Source organism: Bacteroides sp. 51 (genome assembly GCF_010500965.1).
Taxonomy (GTDB): domain Bacteria; phylum Bacteroidota; class Bacteroidia; order Bacteroidales; family Bacteroidaceae; genus Bacteroides.
Map to the genome: position 1 here is coordinate 8,378 of NZ_QVMI01000011.1, position 20,576 is coordinate 28,953.

18 protein-coding genes are annotated in these 20,576 nt (G+C 43.5%); 11 read left to right on the forward strand and 7 right to left on the reverse strand.

All coding sequences use genetic code 11. The features are described 5' to 3' along the window. The first annotated feature begins 423 nt into the window (after window positions 1–423). The 4 genes from ltrA (at window position 424) to D0T87_RS10190 (ending at window position 5,408) form a co-directional block, all read left to right on the forward strand. Window positions 424–1,671 carry a group II intron reverse transcriptase/maturase gene (gene ltrA / locus D0T87_RS10175; protein WP_163175020.1) on the forward strand — a complete coding sequence of 416 codons (1,248 nt, stop codon included), beginning with the start codon at window positions 424–426 and terminating at the stop codon, window positions 1,669–1,671. 69 nt (window positions 1,672–1,740) lie between these two features. Continuing rightward, the gene (locus D0T87_RS10180; protein ID WP_163175021.1) at window positions 1,741–1,983 is read left to right on the forward strand and encodes a hypothetical protein; all 243 of its coding nucleotides are present in this window, start codon (window positions 1,741–1,743) and stop codon (window positions 1,981–1,983) included. 279 nt (window positions 1,984–2,262) lie between these two features. Beyond that, window positions 2,263–3,825: an ATP-binding protein gene (locus D0T87_RS10185; protein ID WP_163175022.1), complete on the forward strand. Its 1,563-nt coding sequence runs from the start codon at window positions 2,263–2,265 to the stop codon at window positions 3,823–3,825. 20 nt (window positions 3,826–3,845) lie between these two features. Next, window positions 3,846–5,408 (forward strand): ATP-binding protein, encoded by a 1,563-nt coding sequence (locus D0T87_RS10190; protein WP_163175023.1) that lies wholly within the window; start codon window positions 3,846–3,848, stop codon window positions 5,406–5,408. Window positions 5,409–5,416: 8 nt separating this feature from the next. Here the strand turns inward: D0T87_RS10190 and D0T87_RS10195 are convergent, their stop codons facing one another. After that, window positions 5,417–5,704: a chaperone modulator CbpM gene (locus D0T87_RS10195; protein WP_163175024.1), complete on the reverse strand. Its 288-nt coding sequence runs from the start codon at window positions 5,702–5,704 to the stop codon at window positions 5,417–5,419. Window positions 5,705–5,735: 31 nt separating this feature from the next. Continuing rightward, entirely contained in the window at window positions 5,736–6,656 is a 921-nt protein-coding gene (locus tag D0T87_RS10200) for a DnaJ C-terminal domain-containing protein (protein WP_163175025.1), read from the reverse strand. A 147-nt stretch (window positions 6,657–6,803) separates the two neighbouring features. Here D0T87_RS10200 and rpsA point away from each other — a divergent pair, with 147 nt between their 5' ends. From rpsA to D0T87_RS10230, 6 genes are all read left to right on the forward strand, one after another. After that, entirely contained in the window at window positions 6,804–8,594 is a 1,791-nt protein-coding gene (gene rpsA, locus D0T87_RS10205) for a 30S ribosomal protein S1 (RefSeq protein WP_163175026.1), read from the forward strand. A gap of 108 nt (window positions 8,595–8,702) precedes the next feature. Further along, the gene (locus tag D0T87_RS10210) at window positions 8,703–9,617 is read left to right on the forward strand and encodes a ribonuclease Z (protein WP_163175027.1); all 915 of its coding nucleotides are present in this window, start codon (window positions 8,703–8,705) and stop codon (window positions 9,615–9,617) included. A gap of 113 nt (window positions 9,618–9,730) precedes the next feature. Beyond that, a complete protein-coding gene (locus tag D0T87_RS10215; RefSeq protein WP_163175028.1) occupies window positions 9,731–11,533 on the forward strand; it encodes a L,D-transpeptidase family protein in 1,803 nt (600 codons plus the stop codon). Between the two features lie 5 nt (window positions 11,534–11,538). Next, window positions 11,539–12,114 (forward strand): RNA polymerase sigma factor, encoded by a 576-nt coding sequence (locus tag D0T87_RS10220; protein WP_163175029.1) that lies wholly within the window; start codon window positions 11,539–11,541, stop codon window positions 12,112–12,114. Window positions 12,115–12,162: 48 nt separating this feature from the next. After that, on the forward strand, window positions 12,163–12,552 hold the full coding sequence (locus D0T87_RS10225; RefSeq protein WP_163175030.1) for a hypothetical protein: 390 nt from the start codon (window positions 12,163–12,165) through the stop codon (window positions 12,550–12,552). 31 nt (window positions 12,553–12,583) lie between these two features. Continuing rightward, window positions 12,584–13,066: a hypothetical protein gene (locus tag D0T87_RS10230; protein WP_163175031.1), complete on the forward strand. Its 483-nt coding sequence runs from the start codon at window positions 12,584–12,586 to the stop codon at window positions 13,064–13,066. A 350-nt stretch (window positions 13,067–13,416) separates the two neighbouring features. Here the strand turns inward: D0T87_RS10230 and D0T87_RS10235 are convergent, their stop codons facing one another. From D0T87_RS10235 to D0T87_RS10255, 5 genes are all read right to left on the reverse strand, one after another. Then, window positions 13,417–14,577 carry an OmpA family protein gene (locus D0T87_RS10235; RefSeq protein WP_163175032.1) on the reverse strand — a complete coding sequence of 387 codons (1,161 nt, stop codon included), beginning with the start codon at window positions 14,575–14,577 and terminating at the stop codon, window positions 13,417–13,419. Window positions 14,578–14,830: 253 nt separating this feature from the next. Next, window positions 14,831–16,885, reverse strand: coding sequence for an ATP-binding protein (locus D0T87_RS10240; protein WP_163175033.1), 2,055 nt, complete (start codon window positions 16,883–16,885; stop codon window positions 14,831–14,833). 28 nt (window positions 16,886–16,913) lie between these two features. Beyond that, window positions 16,914–17,567, reverse strand: a complete 654-nt coding sequence (locus tag D0T87_RS10245) for a response regulator transcription factor (RefSeq protein WP_163175034.1) — start codon at window positions 17,565–17,567, stop codon at window positions 16,914–16,916. Window positions 17,568–17,865: 298 nt separating this feature from the next. Then, window positions 17,866–18,651, reverse strand: coding sequence for a nucleoside triphosphate pyrophosphohydrolase (gene mazG / locus D0T87_RS10250; protein ID WP_163175035.1), 786 nt, complete (start codon window positions 18,649–18,651; stop codon window positions 17,866–17,868). A 43-nt stretch (window positions 18,652–18,694) separates the two neighbouring features. After that, entirely contained in the window at window positions 18,695–19,759 is a 1,065-nt protein-coding gene (locus tag D0T87_RS10255; protein WP_203558665.1) for a DUF3810 domain-containing protein, read from the reverse strand. A gap of 173 nt (window positions 19,760–19,932) precedes the next feature. Here D0T87_RS10255 and D0T87_RS10260 point away from each other — a divergent pair, with 173 nt between their 5' ends. Next, on the forward strand, window positions 19,933–20,568 hold the full coding sequence (locus tag D0T87_RS10260; RefSeq protein ID WP_163175036.1) for a hypothetical protein: 636 nt from the start codon (window positions 19,933–19,935) through the stop codon (window positions 20,566–20,568). The last annotated feature ends 8 nt before the right edge of the window (window positions 20,569–20,576 follow it).

The window sequence follows — 20,576 nt, forward strand, 5'->3', positions numbered from 1 at the left end:
GTATTGAACGGTTGGAGAAAAGGGAGTTGGAAGAGACTCTCAGGTGTGAGTATAGGAGCTGAATGTAAATGAACCACTGAAGAAGCATCGAAAGAACAATGGATTACCACGAAAACCTACGGTCTTTATTCGCTGTAGGGACAAGTGCAAGAGTGACACCTGTATATACTGCTTGCATCGTGTACGGTGTACAGGTGGCAGGACTTATACTTGGGTTTAGGTACGGAAGTAGGGAAGCAGGTAAGTAATGTTAATCGAAAAGACACAAGCGGGCAAACACTGCGAGGTCGAAAGTAGAGATGTACTTATCTGTGGCGGATGAAGCCGTAGTAGTGTTGATGGCTTTCGAAAGTCAGCCGGAGCAAAGGGCTTCACGTAATAGTCTTATTATTGTATAACAACTGAAACTGAAAAGAAGTAAGGATGATTTTTGACACTAAGACAAGAACCCAGCCGATCAGCAAAGAGGCTGTCTGGGGAGCGTGGAAACACGTTCGCCGTGGCAGTCGCGGCAATGGTGGTGTGGATCGGGTTAGCGCTGATATGATCAACGCCAACCCCCGCAAATACCTTTACCCTTTGTGGAATCGGCTTGCCAGTGGCAGTTATATGCCCTCTGCGGTTAAAGAGGTGGGTATTCCCAAGTCAGACGGCACGCGCCGTATGCTCGGTATCCCTACACTTTGCGACCGTGTGGCGCAGGAAGTTATCCGTTGTGAACTGGAATATATTGTGGAGCCTTTATTCCATCCCAGTTCTTTCGGATATCGTCCACGCAGAAATGCTTTTGATGCACTCAATCAATGCGCTAAATACAGTTGGGAAAGATGGTATGTTGTCGATCTGGATATCAAAGGTTTCTTTGATAACATCGACCACGAAGTGATGATGAGCATTCTAGAGAAGTATACCGACAAGAAACATATACTGTTGTATTGTTCTCGTTGGTTACAGGCACCCTTACTCAAACGCTCCGGCAATAGGTTGGAAAAGCGCGAGAAGGGAACTCCCCAGGGTGGCGTTATCAGTCCGTTACTATCTAATTTGTTTCTACATGAAGTGTTCGATAAATGGATGCAGGAGTTTCACTCTATTATGGTGTTCGAGCGGTATTGTGATGACATTGTCATTCACACCCGCAGTTTAGAACAGTCATACTTTATACTTAACGCTGTCAGGAATCGCTTCAAGCAACATCAACTGTCGCTGAACGAGGAGAAGACCAAAATAGTATATTGTGACCGTCATGCCCGTTTCCATAAGGAATCCAAGGACGTTTCCTGTTCATTCGACTTTTTGGGCTATACGTTCAAGCCTCGTAAGTGTGCTAAAGACAACGGCGAGTTGTTCTGGGGCTTCGGTCCTGCTATCAGTATTAAGAGCCAAAGCCGCATTCTACAGTACATTAAGAGCTTGGAAATAACGCAGCATACCGATCTTAGTTTAAAGCAGGTTGCTACCCTGTTGCGCCCCAAACTCCTTGGATGGATACACTACTACGGTCGGCATCGTCTGAAAGCTATGGATCAGATGTTTCAGGCATTAAACCACCGGTTAATCCGGTTCTTGCAAAAGAAACATAAGTTCACCAGTTACATATGTAGACCTAGCAAGAGACAGTTTGCAGTATCAGAGTTCGAAATCGGTTACTATTATTCCCGATGGGCATAAAAGATCCGGAAGAGTTGATTTAACTGTAGGGGCGGNATACACTACTACGGTCGGCATCGTCTGAAAGCTATGGATCAGATGTTTCAGGCATTAAACCACCGGTTAATCCGGTTCTTGCAAAAGAAACATAAGTTCACTAGCTACTTTCGTTCCAAGCGTCGTTTTTGTTGGATTGTCGAGCATTTTCCTAACCTGTTTGTACACTGGCAGTATGGTTTTACTCTTTCTATACCAAGTAAGAAGCAGAAGAGTAACCTGGTGTTCTTTTACGAAGAGCCGTATGATGGGAGACTATCACGTACGGTTCCGTGAGAAGCTAAGGGTGAAATTCCCTTGGTTTACTCGACGTTGTGATTAATTTGTTTCAAAATGATCTTTTATGAATTTTAGATATCAACGATTTTGTATAAAAATTGTCGTGTTAGCATGAGGCAATCCATGATGTGATATCACGATTTTCCTCCACTAAGTTGTTTTGTTGCGGAACTCCCTATACCAAGCGTGGATATAGAGGAGTTCTTTGAATATAGGGGCTCTGTTAGCCATAAATAACTGAAAATATGCTATCTTTGGCGGAAAGAACAAAGCGTTATGAATAAACTATTGCGTAAACTTCCTATAGGAATACAAAGCTTTAGAAAACTTCGTGAAGAAGGCTTTCTTTATGTAGATAAAACGGCACTGGTGTGGCAGTTGGCCTCTACGGCAACACCTTACTTTCTGAGTCGCCCCCGGCGATTTGGTAAAAGCTTATTGATATCGACTTTTGAAGCCTACTTCCAAGGTCGAAAGGACCTGTTCGAAGGGTTGGCCATCGAAAAACTGGAAACAGAGTGGAACAAACACGCCATATTACACCTGGACCTGAACGCCGAGAAATATGATGCACCGGAAAGGCTGGGCATGATATTGGAATTCCATTTAGTGCAGTGGGAAAAGCTGTATGGCAAGGACGAAGGAGAGGATTCTTACTCAACTCGTTTCAGTGGCATCATCCGCCGGGCATACGAACAAACCGGCAGAGGTGTAGTGGTACTGATTGATGAATATGATAAACCGTTACTGCAAGCAATCTTAGACGAAGAACTGACTGAGGCATACAAAAAGACGCTTAAAGCTTTTTATGGCGTACTCAAAAGCGCTGATCAATATCTACGCTTCGTATTCCTGACTGGGGTAACGAAGTTTGCACAGGTCAGTGTGTTCAGCGACCTAAATCAGTTGCAGGATATCAGCATGTGGCAAGATTATGCTGAGGTTTGCGGCATTACAAAAGAAGAACTCGTAGAGGTATTTACTCCCGAACTGGAAGCTTTAGGCAAACGCAATGGACTGACGTTCAATGAGACTGTTGATAAAATGACCGTTTTATACGATGGGTATCATTTTCATCGACAGGGGCAGGGCATATTCAACCCATTCAGTGTACTGAATACATTGAAATCGGGAGAGTTTAGTCATTATTGGTTCGCTACAGGTACACCAACCTATTTAGTAGAGTTGCTCAAAGAAAGTGACTATGATCTGCGGTTACTTATTGACGGAGTACAGGTAGACGTTGGAGGCTTCTCGGAATACCGTGCTGATGCCAACAATCCGCTACCGATGATTTACCAAAGCGGTTATCTTACCATAAAAGATTACGATAATACGTTTGAACTTTACACACTGGGATTCCCCAATGATGAAGTTCGCTATGGATTCCTGAAATTCCTGATTCCTTTTTACACTGATGTGACCAACGATGAAACAGGATTCCATATCAGCCACTTCGTGAAAGAGCTTCAGGCAGGCGATGTGCCATCGTTCATTGAACGCCTTAAAGTATTCTTTGCAGGGATTCCTTATGAACTGAATGACCGGACCGAAAGACATTACCAGGTAATCTTCTATCTGGTATTCAAACTTATGGGCCAATTCACTGATGCCGAAGTGCACAGTGCCAAAGGCCGGGCCGATGCGGTGGTAAAAACAAAAGACTACATCTATGTGTTTGAGTTTAAACTCAACGGTAGTGCCGAAGAGGCTCTCCGGCAAATAGACGAAAAGGGATACATGGAACCCTACACCATGGACCCAAGGAAGAAAGTAAAGGTAGGAGTAGATTTCAGCAAAGAGGAGCGGAATATTAACCATTATTTGGTGGAGGAGTAAAACGGAAAGAACAAAGCGTTATGAATAAACTATTGCGTAAACTTCCTATAGGAATACAGAGCTTTAAAGACTTGCGTGAAGAGGGTTATCTTTATGTAGATAAAACGGCACTGATGTGGCAAATAGCCAATACTGGGAAACCTTACTTCCTGAGTCGTCCCCGGCGATTTGGTAAAAGCTTATTAATATCGACCTTTGAAGCCTACTTCCAAGGTCGAAAGGACCTGTTCGAAGGTCTGGCCATCGAAAAACTGGAAACAGAATGGAACAAACACGCCATATTACACCTGGACCTGAACGCCGAAAAGTATGATGCACCGGAAAGGCTGGGCATGATATTGGAATTCCATTTAGTGCAGTGGGAAAAGCTGTATGGCAAGGACGAAGGAGAGGACTCTTACTCAACTCGCTTCAGCGGTATCATCCGCCGGGCATACGAACAAACCGGCAGAGGTGTAGTGGTACTCATTGATGAATACGACAAGCCACTACTACAAGTTATTTTAGACGAAGAACTAACCGAGGCATACAAAAAAACACTCAAAGCCTTTTACGGAGTACTCAAAAGTGCCGACCAATATTTGCGTTTTGTATTCCTGACCGGGGTAACGAAGTTTGCACAGGTCAGTGTGTTCAGCGATCTGAACCAACTAAACGATATCAGCATGAAACCCCAATATGCTGAACTGTGTGGAATAACAAAGAAAGAACTAATTGAAGTGTTCACTCCCGAACTCGAAGAACTAGGTAAACGCAATGGACTCACGTTCGATGAAACTGTTGATAAAATGACTGCTTCTTACGATGGGTATCATTTTCACCCGCAAGGTCGGGGAATGTTCAACCCGTTCAGTGTACTGAATGTATTCGATGGGTATGAGTTTGGCTACTACTGGTTTCCCACCGGAACTCCAACTTACTTGGTAGACTTGCTCAAGCAGAGCGATTACGATCTGCGGTTACTTATTGACGGAGTACAGGTTGGAGCACGAGCCTTTTCTGAATATCGTGTAGACGTGCGAAACCCGCTTCCTGTGTTTTACCAAAGCGGATATCTTACAATCAAAGGATATGAAGAGAAGTTTAAACTCTATACGCTGAAGTTTCCTAATGATGAAGTGAAGTATGGGTTTATGGAGTTCCTGATGCCTTTTTATACCGAAGTGCCGGACGAGGAAACAGAGTTTCACATCAGCCACTTCGTGAAAGAGCTTCAGGCAGGTGATGTGCCATCGTTCATCGAACGCCTTAAAGCATTCTTTGCAGGGATTCCTTATGAACTGAGCGACCGGACCGAAAGACATTACCAGGTAATCTTCTATCTGGTATTCAAACTTATGGGCCAATTCACTGATGCTGAGGTGCACAGCGCCAAAGGCCGGGCCGACGCGGTGGTAAAAACAAAAGATTGTATTTATGTGTTTGAGTTTAAACTCAACGGTAGTGCCGAGGAAGCGCTCCGGCAAATAGACGAAAAGGGATACATGGAACCATACGCCATGGACCCAAGGAAGAAAGTAAAGGTAGGAGTGGACTTCAGCAAAGAAGAACGGAATATAAATAATTACTTGGTGGAGGAGTAATATTACGCTTACTCGTAGAGGCTAAGCCGGTCTTTTAGCGTTTTAACCTCAGCTTGTAATTCTTGCATTCGTTTCAGCATGTGGTCTATGGCATCAATGCCCTCGATGTTAATAGAAAGGTCGTAGTACATGCGGCTGTACCTTTCGAGGTCAATGAGTTGGGAGGCCTGGAAATACTTTTCTCCTTCTTCTATAAATACGTTAATCAGTCCAACCTCTTCCAATAAAATAAAGAAAGAAGGGTCCGTGTTGGTCTTACGGCAATATTCCTGAACTATAATAAAATCTGTTTGCATAATACAATTCTTTAAACTGTAAACAATAAATTTACTTCAAATCCCGGGCTTCTTTCAACAGATCTTTCTGCTTCCCGGTTAGGTTGGTTGGTATCTCTACATTATATGTAATAATGAGATCGCCGAATGATCCTTCCTTTTTATAAACCGGGAAACCTTTACCCTTGAGACGTACTTTAGTGTTATTCTGGATTCCGGGTTTTACTTTTAACTTCACTTTTCCATCCATGGTGTCTACCACAGTCTCTCCTCCCAGGATTGCGGTAAACATATCAATGCTTGCAGTGATGTAAATATCATTACCGACCCGCTTGAATGTACTATCCTCGGGAATGATGAACGTGATATACAGGTCGCCCGCCGGACTACCGTTTGCTCCCGGACCGCCTTGTCCTTTCAATTTAATCTTCTGTCCATTGGCAATACCAGCAGGAACGGTGATACGGAGATTCTTTCCGTTGACCGTAATCACCTGTTTATGCGTTTTCGCAGCATCTGCCAGTGATAATTGCAGCTCGGCCGAATAATCTTGTCCGCGGAAACCATAAGAAGAACCTCCGGCAGTGCTTCGCCCCCTGCGGGAACCGAACATGGATTCGAAGAAGTCTGAGAAGTCGCCTGCATCACCACCCGATGATGACCAGAACGTACTTCCGTCACCGAATCCGCCGCTACTACCACCACTTTGCTGTTGGTACTGTTGTTGTTGAGCTTCGTACTGGTCGGCATGTTTCCAGTTCTCTCCATATTTATCATATTTCTCCCGTTTCTCAGGATCACTCAACACCTCATTGGCTTCGTTGATCTCCTGAAACTTTTTGATTGCTTCCGAATCGTTAGGGTTCAAATCCGGGTGATGCTTACGCGCCAGTTTACGGTATGCCTTCTTTATTTCATCTTGAGTAGCTGTTTTACTGATCCCAAGAATCTTGTAATAGTCAATGTATGCCATCTTTGTTCTGTTCTAGTCTTTAATGTATAGAACAACTGAACCATTATTTTGGTTTTCAGTAAAATAGTGCTATCTTTGCGCCCGATTTATTATGTAATATATATAATGTCTTATTTAATTAAAGCTTTTAAAAACAAATCATTATTAATGGAAAATTTAAAGAACATTGCTCCTGTTGAGGACTTCAACTGGGATGCGTATGAGAAAGGTGACACTTTCGAAGGTGCTGTGCGTGTTGATCTTGAGAAAGCATACGACGGTACATTGAACAAAGTTAACGACCGTGAGGTAGTTGACGGAACTGTAATCTCTATGAACAAACGTGAAGTTGTTGTGAATATTGGTTACAAATCAGACGGTATCATTCCTTTGAATGAATTCCGCTACAACCCTGAACTGAAAGTAGGTGATACAGTTGAAGTATACATCGAAAATCAGGAAGACAAAAAAGGACAATTGGTATTGTCTCACAGAAAAGCTCGCGCTGCTCGTTCTTGGGATCGCGTTAATGCTGCTCTGGAAAACGAAGAAATTATCAAAGGCTTCATCAAATGCCGCACTAAGGGTGGTATGATCGTTGATGTATTCGGTATTGAAGCTTTCTTGCCAGGTTCACAAATCGACGTGAAACCTATCCGCGACTACGATGTATTTGTAGGAAAAACAATGGAATTCAAAGTGGTTAAGATCAACCAGGAATTCAAAAACGTTGTGGTTTCTCACAAAGCGCTTATCGAAGCTGAACTTGAACAGCAGAAGAAAGAAATCATCGGTAAACTTGAAAAAGGACAAGTTCTTGAAGGAACTGTTAAGAATATCACATCTTACGGTGTGTTCATCGACTTGGGTGGCGTAGACGGTTTGATCCATATTACAGACCTTTCTTGGGGACGCGTTAGCGATCCGAAAGAAGTGGTTGAACTGGATCAGAAACTTAACGTGGTTATCCTTGACTTCGATGACGAAAAGAAACGTATCGCTTTGGGTCTGAAACAACTTACTCCTCATCCGTGGGATGCACTTAGCGCTGAACTGAAAGTGGGCGACAAGGTGAAAGGTAAAGTAGTGGTTATGGCCGACTACGGTGCATTCATCGAAATCGCTGCCGGCGTTGAAGGTTTGATCCACGTTTCTGAAATGTCATGGTCACAACACCTGCGTTCTGCTCAGGACTTCATGAAAGTGGGCGATGAAGTAGAAGCTGTTGTTTTGACACTTGACCGCGAAGAACGCAAAATGTCTTTGGGTATCAAACAACTCAAACAAGATCCATGGGAAACTATCGAAGAGAAATATCCTGTTGGTTCTAAGCATACAGCTAAAGTACGTAACTTCACTAACTTCGGTGTATTCGTTGAAATCGAAGAAGGTGTTGACGGCTTGATCCACATCTCTGACCTTTCTTGGACGAAGAAGGTGAAACACCCATCAGAGTTTACTCAGATTGGTGCTGACATCGACGTACAGGTATTGGAAATCGACAAAGAAAACCGTCGCTTGAGCCTTGGTCACAAGCAGTTGGAAGAAAATCCATGGGATGTATTCGAAACTGTATTTACTGTAGGTTCAGTACACGAAGGTACAATCATCGAAATGTTGGATAAGGGTGCTGTAATCTCTCTTCCTTACGGTGTTGAAGGTTTTGCTACTCCAAAACACTTGGTGAAAGAAGATGGCTCACAAGCTCAACTTGATGAGAAACTTGACTTCAAGGTGATCGAGTTCAACAAAGACGCTAAGAGAATTATCCTTTCTCATAGCCGTATCTTTGAAGATGTTGCTAAAGCAGAAGAAAGAGCTGAAAAGAAAGCGGCTAAGAAATCGTCTCCAAAAAGAGAAGATGCTGCTCTGGCTATCCAAAACCAAGCTGCTTCTACAACTTTAGGTGATCTTGACGCTCTTGCAGCTTTGAAAGAACAAATGGAAAACAATAAGTAGGCGGCAACGTGCCGCTGCGAGGTTTCCATGCGGCCAAGGCGTATTGCTTATTTAAATAATAAAAGGGTTTATCTTTGGATAGACCCTTTTTCGTTATCTTTGCGATCTATGGAGAAATTCGAACTACATATATTGGGTTGCGGCTCGGCTTTGCCTACTACCCGCCATTTTTCGACCTCACAGGTATTGAACGTGCGCGAAAAACTCTTTATGATAGATTGCGGTGAGGGCACACAAATACAATTACGAAAGACACGCCTGAAGTTTTCCCGGTTGAATCATGTTTTTATCTCACATCTGCACGGCGATCATTGCTTTGGTCTTTTGGGGTTGATTTCTACTTTTGGACTTTTGGGGCGAACAGCCGATCTTCACGTTCATGCTCCGAAAGGTGCGGAGCAGCTTTTTGCTCCTATGCTGGAGTTCTTCTGCAATCACCTGCCGTACAACGTGTTCTTCCGGGAGTTCGAGACTAACGAACCTAAAATGATCTATGCGGATCGCTCGTTGACGGTGACCACCATCCCTTTGAGGCATCGTCTTCCTTGTTGCGGATTTCTTTTTAAAGAAAAACAACGCCCCAATCATATCATTCGGGAAATGGTCGACTTCTATAAAGTACCTGTCTATGAATTGAACCGGATAAAGAATGGGGCAGATTATGTGACTCCCGAAGGAGAAGTCGTACCCAACGCAAAGCTGACCCGCCCTGCTGCACCGGCCCGTAGTTATGCCTATTGCTCGGATACGATTTATATGGAGCAGATCGTTGACCAGATTAAAGGTGTTGACTTGCTTTTCCATGAAGCTACTTTCGCTCAGGCGGACCTGCCCCGTGCAAAAGAAACATTCCATACTACAGCCGAGCAAGCCGGAAGAATTGCATTGGCGGCGGGAGTAAAGCAGTTGGTTATCGGACACTTTTCTGCCCGTTATGAGGATGAGAGTGTTCTTTTGAAGGAAGCATCCGCAGTTTTTCCCCATACAATTCTGGCTAAAGAGATGCTTTGTGTTGATATTTAGCAACATATAAGAATTATTCTGTGGAAAATTTAAACAGCCTCTAAGGAATTTAACTTATCTTTACGGCCTAATTCATTGCTGGCATCTGCCGAAACAACACATAATAGGTCTTTATGAAAAAGCTCATCGCTGTATCCTTGTTATTGGCTGGGTTGATTGCTTGTACACCCAGGCAGCAGGATATAAATACGACATCATCTACTTCGTATTTATCTCGATTGAATACGACACATACGATCTCTCTGGATAGTATTCGCTATTTTATTCGCACAGGTTTGGTGCAGACGGAAAACCAAACGGTTTGGGATTCTGTGATAACAACTTATTATACCGGGCAAGACCGGCTGCTTTGGCTTAATAGCAATGGCCGTAGGCAGGTGGACTCCTTGTTGTATTGGTTGGATAATGCGCATCGTCATGGATTGGACGCCGAAATATTCTCAAAAACAAGAATAGAAAAGGAGATTAAGCATCTTGAGCAACTGGCTTTTGATGAAGGGAAATCCATAAATCATTCTCTTGCTGTTCTGGAATATACGCTCACCCGGGCTTATATGCGCTACGCCTGTGGTATGAGTTATGGCTTTATCTCGCCGCACCGGTTATTGAACAATATGGAGGTGGATGACGATATTAAATATGCCAATGTACTGGTGAATGGTAAGCGGAAGATGAAAACGCTGTATCAGATACCGCTAAAGAGCTGTAGTAGAGAGTATGCCGAGCAGGTTTTTGCAGATCTGCAAGCTGCTAAATCGGCGGAAGTGCTTCGTCGTGTTCAGCCTGCTTCTACGTTTTATACCCTGATGCAGCAGGAAATGGATAGGTTTAGGCCTTTGGCTGATGCAACATTCGAGCCTATTCCCGATATGGGCGATGCATTGGTAAAGGAAGGGGAGAGTCACCCTGCAATTCCGTTGATTGCGCGCCGGTTGCTGATAACCGGGGAGTATAAGCCTGAAACGGCAGATACGGTGAATACGGTGTTGACTGCCGAATTGCTGGCTGCCGTTAATAAATTCAGAGTGTCCAACCGTTTGCCGGAAGATAATTCTATTGGCTCTTTCACTGTTCGTTTCCTGAACAATCCGATGTCGTACTACCTTGACCGTATACGGGTAAATCTGGAGCGCGAACGTTGGCAATATGCCATGGATAAGGGTAAGAAATATGTATTTGTAAATACGGCTGCCTTCATGCTGAAAGCAGTCAACGAGGTGGCGGATTCTATTGTAGAAATGCGTATTTGTTGTGGTACGGCACGGAACAAAACCCCGTTGCTGGCAAGCAAAATCTTTTATATTGAGCTGAATCCGTATTGGAACGTTCCGCAGAACATCATTAAGAAAGAAATCATTCCGGCCTATCGCCGGGATACGGCTTATTTCGCCAAGCACCGGATGAAAGTGTATGATTCTGCCGGTAACCAAGTAAACCTTCACGACGTAAAATGGTCTAACTATGCAAGGGGTGTCCCGTTTACGGTGAAGCAAGATAATCGCGAAGGAAACTCATTAGGTAGGATAATTTTTCGTTTTCCTAATACTTTTGCCGTATATTTGCATGACACACCTGTACGGTCGGCGTTTTTGAGAACCAATCGCGCGGTAAGTCACGGTTGTGTACGTCTGGAAAGGGCGCTGGATTTTGCTTTCTTCCTGCTCGATAAACCTGATCCTGTACTGGAAGACCGGATCAGGGTGGCCATGAGCCTGCGGGCACAAAGCGACGAAGGGAAGAGGGTGACCCAGAAACAGGGATATAAGGATTTGGAGTTTTATAACCTGAAAGAACATATCCCCTTGTTCCTTGACTACCAGACGATGTATCTCTCGGCAGACGGTGTGCTAACTTACTGTGAGGATACATACAAATATGATAAGGCACTGTTGGATGCCACCCGAGTTGATGAATAGACAATATGCAGAATTCGAACGAAAACCGGAAGCCCTCCTATAAGGAGAGAGAAGTGTTGGCTTTGCTTCAGGACAAGGAAACCCAGAAACAGGGTTTCGAGATGATTGTCCGCGAGTATAGCGAGCAACTGTATTGGCAAATCCGCCGTATGGTGCTTTCGCATGAAGATGCCAACGACCTTCTACAGAACACCTTTGTCAAAGCATGGGTCAATATTGACTATTTCCGTGCCGATGCAAAGTTGTCGACCTGGCTTTACCGCATTGCGTTAAACGAATGTCTGACGTTCCTGAACAAGCAACGTGCCACGGGTACGGTGGCGATTGACGATCCGGAGGCATCTGTCATCCAGAAGCTGGAGAGCGACCCGTATTTCTCGGGCGACCGTGTTCAGCTACTGTTGCAGAAAGCCTTGTTAGCATTACCCGAGAAGCAACGGATGGTTTTCAACCTGAAGTACTATCAGGAAATGAAATACGAGGAAATGTCAGAGATTCTGGGCACCTCTGTCGGAGCATTGAAGGCTTCTTATCACCATGCGGTGAAGAAAATAGAGAAGTATCTTGATGAGGCAGATTAAACCTTTTGAATGGAATAAAGTCTAAGATTACAGAGAGGAGATGTAACTATGAAGGAAGAAGATAAATTGTTGAAGAAAGTAGGGACGGGCAACCCCTTTACGACGCCCGAAGGTTACTTCGAACAGCTTACTTCGGAGGTAATGAATAAACTTCCCGAACAGGAAGCGCCACGGTTTGTGATGAAGAAAGTCACCCTGTGGGACCGCGTGAAGCCTTGGACCTACATGGCGGCTATGTTCGTGGGAGCAGCTCTTATTATCAAGGTAGCGTCCTATAACCCTAATCCGTTTGAAGATAAGCAGATTGCAGTTACCGAAACGGTAGTCGCGGCGGACTCGGAGGTGGTTTACGATGGGTATATTGATTATGCCGTAAACCAATCGATGATGGACGACTATTCGTTGTATGTGTATCTCACTGACGCTAGTGTAGATTGAATAATGAAACAGACTTGACACAATGAAAAAAATGAAAAGATTACTTATTCTACTGTTTGTACTGGTGGGAGGGACGGCCCTGACATTTGCGTATGATGGGACACACCAACATATGTCGCCCGATGAATTCAGGGCGAAGCAAAAAGCATACATAACAGAAAAAGCAGACCTCACTGAGGCTGAAGCAGACAAGTTCTTTCCACTATATTTCGAGCTCCAGAATAAAAAGAAAGAAATAAACGATAAAGCCTGGAAGCTGATGCGTAAAGGCAAGGATGATAAAATGACGGATGCTCAATATGAAGAGATCATCTTACAGGTGTATGACCTCCGCATAGAATCGGATAATCTGGATAAAACCTATTATGCAAAGTACAAGAAGGTCCTCTCGCCGAAGAAAATATTCCAGGTACAGCGGGCAGAATCAAAATTCCATAGGGAAATACTGAAAACGGCACAGCAACGCAAAGATGGGCCACCGCAACAACCACAACAGCAACGAGGTAAGAAATGATATAAAGTAAGCCAGGGCAGCAGCCCTGGCTTACTTTATTTGATGCAAAGTTGTGGTGAGTCTACATACAGAAGTTAAACATCGTGTTGGGCATTGAAGCGCTTTCTCATGGAGTTTCTGCTATATAGCACACTGGTCTTGAGAAACTTTCTCACGGTCAATGAGAAACTTTCTCAAGACCGATGAAGTACTTTCTCAAGATGAATGAGAAATAACCACACCGCAAACGGATAAGGAACCTTCTACTATACTGATTCACTGATTGATCTTTAATAACAAAGGCACGGAGAAATTAACGCGTTGCGTTAACATTCTCCGTGCCTCTTTATTTGTAAAGTACTATATACTTCTTATTTCACCGCTTCGATCAATACCATGCGGTTAAGATAAATTTCCTGGTATTTATCAACACCACCTTCGCCTTCAAGAGCGACTCTGTCTTTGCTGATACCATATTTATCTGTCAACACCTTAGCCACAGTCTGTGCGCGTTCAACGCTTAATCTTTGATTCACTGCTGCTGATCCGGTTGCTTTGTCGGCATAACCAATGAGCTGTACCTTAATCTCAGGATACTTCTTCATATACTCTGCCAAGTGACCAATGTTAACTTCTTCTTTTCTGGCAACCTTAGAAGAACCGATTTCGAAGAATACAGCATAAGGAGTAATGTCAGCAACAGTTTTAACTACAGTCTCAGCCACAACATCCGATTTTCTGGCCAATTGATCCTTCAGGCTTTGGTTTTCAGCATCCGAAGCATTCGCTCTGTTGCGCAAATCTCTCAATTCGGCTTCGCTGATGAGCTGAGGACATTTCTTAGTAGTCTTAAATCCGCGATTCTTGAAGCGGTAAGTCACACCTACGGTAGCCGAAACTACACCGTCGAAGTCGCACTTGCCACCGATCTCGGCATCAAACTTGTTTTGAGCCATCATACCGCCAAGTTCCACGTTCAGGTCAAAAGCAGGCGACAGTCTGAACTTGTTGATGATACCCCCGTTTACAGAGAATCCTTGTCTTGTTTTCACGCCCGAATAGTTGTTCGTGAAACCAGCTCCCAGATAAGGAATGATTTCGTACACACGGTCGGGGTTGTAACCGCCGATAAGTGCACTCAAGTTGAACAATACATCACCATGCAGGTTCATGTAGTGGAACTTCTGATCGTAATAACCCGCTGCATCCGGTTGACCTTTTGCATAAGCGCCGAATCTTTTTCTAGATCCTTTGGCCTCGTAACCGCTATATTGCAAACGTACTCCAATTCCCGGAGTAAACCATTTTCCTAAACCTACATTAAAAGTAGGGCTGATACGATCGCCAACGCCAACATGGGCATCATTGTTTCCAAACAGCATTTCAGCTCCCACGCTTGCTGAAACAAACCAGTTGTCCCAGAACTTTGTGGTGTACACTTCATGTTTGTTTACTAAATCTGAATTAGCCTCCTGCGCCATAGCAGCAGAACTAAGTCCGGCAATTGCCAGTAGCATAATAATTTTTTTCATCCTAAAAAGTTGTTTGTTCTTACTATATAAAAGAAGGTTAAATTTAACCTTGCAAAAATAGTGCGTAAAGATAACTCTTTTTTTATAAAATATCAAAAAATAAGCTACAACTTGACCATTTGCTTGCAGGTTTCATCCGTTTATAAGTAAAACGAAGGCTTTTTATATCACTTCTCCTGTTGTTTCGCCGGTTTCGGTGACTACTTGCCCGTCGGAACAAGTTGATGATACGCTCTGTGTATCCGGCGTCATGCTACGAACACCGGATAATCACCTCGATCTTCGTGCCTTTGTCCGGTGCAGACTGGATTGTGGCTTGTCCGTTTAGACCTTTGGCCCGTTCCTTAATCAATTTTAGCCCGATGCCATGATGGTCGCCCTGAACTTCGAATCCCTTGCCATTGTCTTGTATAGCTAAAGTGATCGTGTCCGTTTCCCGGCTTAATGTGATGTTTATTTGTGTAGCTTCGGCATGTTTCAGTGCATTCCCCACCGATTCCTGAATGATACGATATAGTCCAAGGTTGACATCTTCCGGTAGTTCGTCCCACGACTCATCTTCTGGATTAAAGTCCAGAACGAGTTGGGTTCCGTATGGAGACTTGGCAGTTCCGCCTTGCGACAATTCATTCCATTGGAATACATAGTCATACAGTACCTCCGTGAAACGGGCATGTTGAAATACGGGTGGTAGCAAGTCATGCGATACAGCACGCACCTCTGCTTGTATCTGCCCTAGCTTCTCAATAATCTCTTCGGACTTTTCGGATTGCAACATTCTCATCTTCAGAGCCAGTAATTCATTGGAAATATTATCGTGTAACTCTTTTGACAGTCTTTCGCGCGCCGTTTCCAACCCCTCAAGGTACGACTGCATACGGCGCTGCTGAGCTTCGTTTTGCATGATCTCAAACTCCCGCTCTTTTTCTTCGTGGCGCGATTTATAGAGTTCAACTTGCAGTTCGCTTTCTTTCCGCTTCATCTGTTCCAGTTTGAGCTTGTTCTCATTGGCTCGTTTCGTAATGCGGAAACGAACAACAAGCTGCACAATCAAAGCCAGGAAGAGGATGAGAACAACCACTGCCAGTATATTGATGTTTCTTCTGCGTTCACTTAATAGGGTAAGCTGGTTTACGATCCGTTCTTGTTGGTCTAGATTATACTGTGTTCTGAGGTCGTTAACTATCGTAGTATTCTCTCTATTGAATATTTGTTTTCTATATTCAAGCGACTTTTTCTCACAGATAAGCGCTTCTTCATACCTCTTTTGTTGTTCATAGATGTATCCCAACCGGTCGTAAATTTCAATATAGTAATCATAAAAGTCTGTTTTCTGTTCTTCCTTGAGTACACCTAGTTGTTTAAGAGCTTCATTTAATGCTTGTTTTGCTTTGTCATACTCCTTGTTGAATGCATAAAATTGTCCTTTCACCGTATTAAGTTGCATAAGGGTGCTCCATTTTTCTTTGTTTGTGAGCGTATCCACTTGTGCAAGGCTTTTGCGGGCAGCTTCGATATCACCTTTCTCAATGTAAGCTCTTACTAAACTCACATAGTTCTGAGCCACTTGATGCTTTTGGTCATGCGTTAATTCATTTTGATCATAAAGATCGACTGCATACAGGTTGTACTTGATCACGGAATCGAGTAATGCAGGCTGATTGTACTTGCTATATTGAACATTATAGTATTCTCCGATTACCCAGCTGTTCAACATATGTTGGTGTGGAAAGTAGACAGGTACTTCTTCCATCTCTTCGATAAGTTCCTTCAAACGGTTCTCGTCTCCCCATAGTACATAAATTCCTGCCAGATTGTAGTAGATATCTGTCAGTAAGGGTGGACGGGACGGGAGTTTCTGTAAGTATTTGGCAGACTCATAATAGTTCTCATGTGCATTTCTTACATCATTTAAATCATGGTAATAATGTCCTGCCGTAAAATACATCAATCCGGCAATGGCATTGTTCTCGAATTTGCCTTTATACAAGAAAGCACTATCCAGATAGGTTTTGGCTTCTTCCAGATTTTCAGACAAAATGTTTTGGTTGGCAATAACGGAGTACAGGCGTGTTATTACTGCCTTGTCTTCGTATTCCTTAGCTTCCGGAAGGAGTGTTTTAAGAATAATGATTTGCTGCGGGAAAGTGTAATATTCAATGTCTCCGGTCATATAATACCGCTCTAACAGGGGAATTGAACGGTCTTTCATTATGTTCATGATTGAATCATATGCTTGTTCGCCGGGATTAGCATAAAGAGTATAGTACAGTACAGATAGAATGAGGGTTAGGAGTTGCTTTTTCATTTGTTCAGATAGTCTGGTAAGGTAGATGTTATTTGTTCTTGAGTTCGACCAGTTGGTAGTAGATGGCCTTGGCTATGAGATGGGGGGCGTTCTCGGCTTCGAGCTTTACTATAAGGTTTTTACGGTGGTATTCCACCGTATTAACTGTTATATGGCATGCGTCTGCAATTTCCTGTGTAGTAGCGCCGTTGGCTATGTGTTGAAGAATCTCACGCTCTTTGGGGGTGATTTCTTTTTGCAACCCTTTTGCACGTTTAGCATTGGATGAATAGTTGTACTTGAACTTTCTGCAACTAGGACATAAGTATGTTTCATCCTTCATTACTGCCGATACAGCCTCGAGTAAGTACTTTTCGCAGGAGTCCTTTAATACGATACTATTAGGATTGAGTTTCAGCAGCGCATTGATATGCCACGGTTCCCGATGGCCTGTGTTGACTATAATTTTTGCTTTTTTCTGCTGAGACTTAATGGTATTGATTAGCTCATAGCAATTGCCATCTTTGAATTCCAGGTCCAGTATGTATAGGTCGTATGTATTCTTCTCAATCTCCTTGTTCAGGTCGGAGAGGGTTAAGAAGGTGGTAACTTTGTCTATATTGAAGTGTTCCTCCAAAAACTTTTGAAGGAAAGTCAGGACGAATGGGTGATCATCAGCAATTAACACATTTCCCAGATTCATGTAGGGTAGGTTTTATTGTACTATTTATTTATTGATTTGCAAATTTAAATAGAAAAGTTCAATAATACCCACGGAAAACCGTAATACGGCACCTTTGTTTTTTTCTGATTTTTGCAAGATGTAAACGAAAATACAAATAAATAATGCAATATGAAATATTAAACGCATTATTTTGAGTAAAAGAATACTATAAGTTGTTGCTGGTTATATCTCTATCAGAGACTTTGTCTGGTTTATGGTGTATGACAAAGTGAAATGGCTCAAGATCTTAAGCGAAAGATATTGAGCCATTTATTGTTTATAGTCCTTGTTTTTTGGCTTCGTTCCAGTACTTATCCATTTCCTCAAGTGAGAGGTCCTTGAGGCTTCTACCTTCTTTTATGGTGTGTTCTTCCAGATAATTGAACCTGCGGATGAATTTTTGGTTTGTCCGTTCCAGTGCATTGTCGGGGTTGATCTTATACAGGCGTGCGGCATTGATGAGGCTAAAGAACAGGTCACCGAATTCGGCTTCTGCTTTATCCTTGTCCATATCGGCGATTTCGGCTTGCAGTTCGTTGAACTCTTCCTTTACTTTGTCCCATACATCTTCTTTCTGTTCCCAATCAAAGCCAACATTGCGGGCTTTGTCTTGTATACGATAAGCTTTGATCAGTGTGGGTAGGGCAGAGGGCACGCCACCCAGTACGGTTTTGTTACCTCCTTTTTCTTTAAGCTTGAGTTGTTCCCAATTCTCGGATACCTGCCCGGCTGTATTGGCTTCTACATAACCGAATACATGCGGGTGACGGAAAATGAGCTTATCGTACAGACGATTACATACGTCTGCCATGTCGAATTCTTCTTTCTCGGATGCAATTTTAGCGTAGAAAGCGACATGAAGGAGTACATCACCCAGTTCTTTACATATCTCATCTTTGTCATCCTTGATCAGCGCGTCGCACAGCTCGTAGGTTTCTTCTATGGTGTTGGGGCGCAGGCTCTCGTTGGTCTGCTTACGATCCCAGGGGCATTTCTCGCGTAGCTCATCGAGTATATCGAGAAAGCGCCCGTAGGCTTCCATCTTTTCTTTTTTGGTATGCATGATTATTATTTACTATTTAAAGATTTACAATTTACGATTGAGATTACTTATTATGATAGGATATCAGCAAGCCTACAACTTCCGAATAGTTCTTCCGTCCGCTTTCTATCTTGTTACCTTTCAGGTACCAGTCGTATATCCGGCTTTGTATGTTACTTATCGTCGGGCTGTATTTGGCCATCCAGTATTCGTGTTCGGTGGTGGCTTGTTCGATGATTTCCGGACGGATACGCTCCAGTAGGGCTTTGTATTCTTCTTTGTTTTCCGACATCAGTCGACGGGCATTGTTTAGTACGTGATGGAATACGGAGAAGTAGCCGCAATAACGTATTCTGGCATCATCCGAGTGGATACATATTTGATAGGCGTAGAAGTTTGCTTCGGCTTCGCTGGTGATTCCCAATAGATGGGCCATTTCGTGAGCGTAGGTGTCGGCATATTGCGACGGTAGCAGGTCACCGTTCAGGTTGAACTCGCAAAAGAATGGTCCCATATATCCTGTGATTGCCATTTTGGAGAATAACGGGGTAAACATCATGGTTTTTACGCGTGGGTTGCCTTTCGGAGGGTGCATGCCTAAACTGGGGCTGAGTTGTTTGTATTGATTGATGACCTCGGTATGAACGAGCGTTTTATCCAATTCCTCTAATTCTGAAACGGGGACGTATGCGGCGTTTAGTTTTTCAATATAATCATCGAGGAATCCTTTAAAGTTCTCTGGGGTGTAAGCTACGTATGGAGTTTTTGTCCGCTGGTAGAAGTTGCGCTGTGAGTAATTCAATCCCCAGGCCAGATAGAACCAAACGTACACCCATGCCAGGTAGGTTATGATACGTTTGAGTGTCTTTTTCCAGCCGATCTTTTTGATGGTTCCATAGATGGGATATAGAATTACCCAAGCGATACTTAGTGTAATAAATAAGTCGCCCAGTGAGAAAGGAATCCACCCGGATAGAGGCATGAGTATGCAGGAGATGACCGGATATAGCGTACGTGCATATGCTTCTCCCCAAGCCGGGATAGCCTGGGTTAGCCATATGGTTAGCAAAGCTAGTCCTAGCAGGCTGTAATGAATGATGGTCGAACGCTTCAAATTTAATCTTTGCATATTCTTATTATATGGAGACTTAATAGCTCACTTTGATAGCGCAGCGCGGCTTGCCGCACCTGGCCGGGGCGCCTCGCCCCATATTCATCCCGCTAAATTAGAAAATATATAGGAAATTGGACTATATTTGCAGCTTTACTTATTCAATTATCAAACTTAAGAACAAGGCTACTATGAGAAAACTTGAAGGTATTGAAGCGTGCCGGAACTGTGTATCGCGCAATTTTGTGAATGGAAAAGGGCTTGTGTGTAAGCTCACCGGAGAGAATCCTACGCTTGAAAGCGAATGTACTAACTTCACATTAGACGAAGAGTTGACTAACATTGCCCCCATCCCCGAAGAAGAGGTTGCCGAAGAAATTGACATGAATGCATTGAGGAGCGAAGAGAACCTGCCTATGGGTATTCTTGCCGGATTGCTTGCTTGCCTTGTCGGTGCTGCCGTGTGGGCCTTAGTGTCTGTCTCTACTGGTTATCAGATTGGTTATATGGCTATCGGTATGGGCTTTATTGTGGGTTATGCGGTGCGCATTGCCGGAAAAGGGGTGAGCCAGATATTTGGTATTGCCGGAGCAGCTTTGGCTTTACTGGGCTGTGTGCTGGGCGATTATTTCTCGATCATTGGCTTTATCGCATCGGATGAGGGATTAGGCTATATGGAAACCTTGTCCCTCATGCCGGTAGGCGAGATGATAGATATTCTGATTGAGAATCTGATGTCTATGACCATATTATTCTATGGCATCGCTCTATTCGAAGGTTACAAACTGTCTTTTAGGCTTCAGGTTAAAAGCGGCGGGCAGATTTAGGAGCGAGG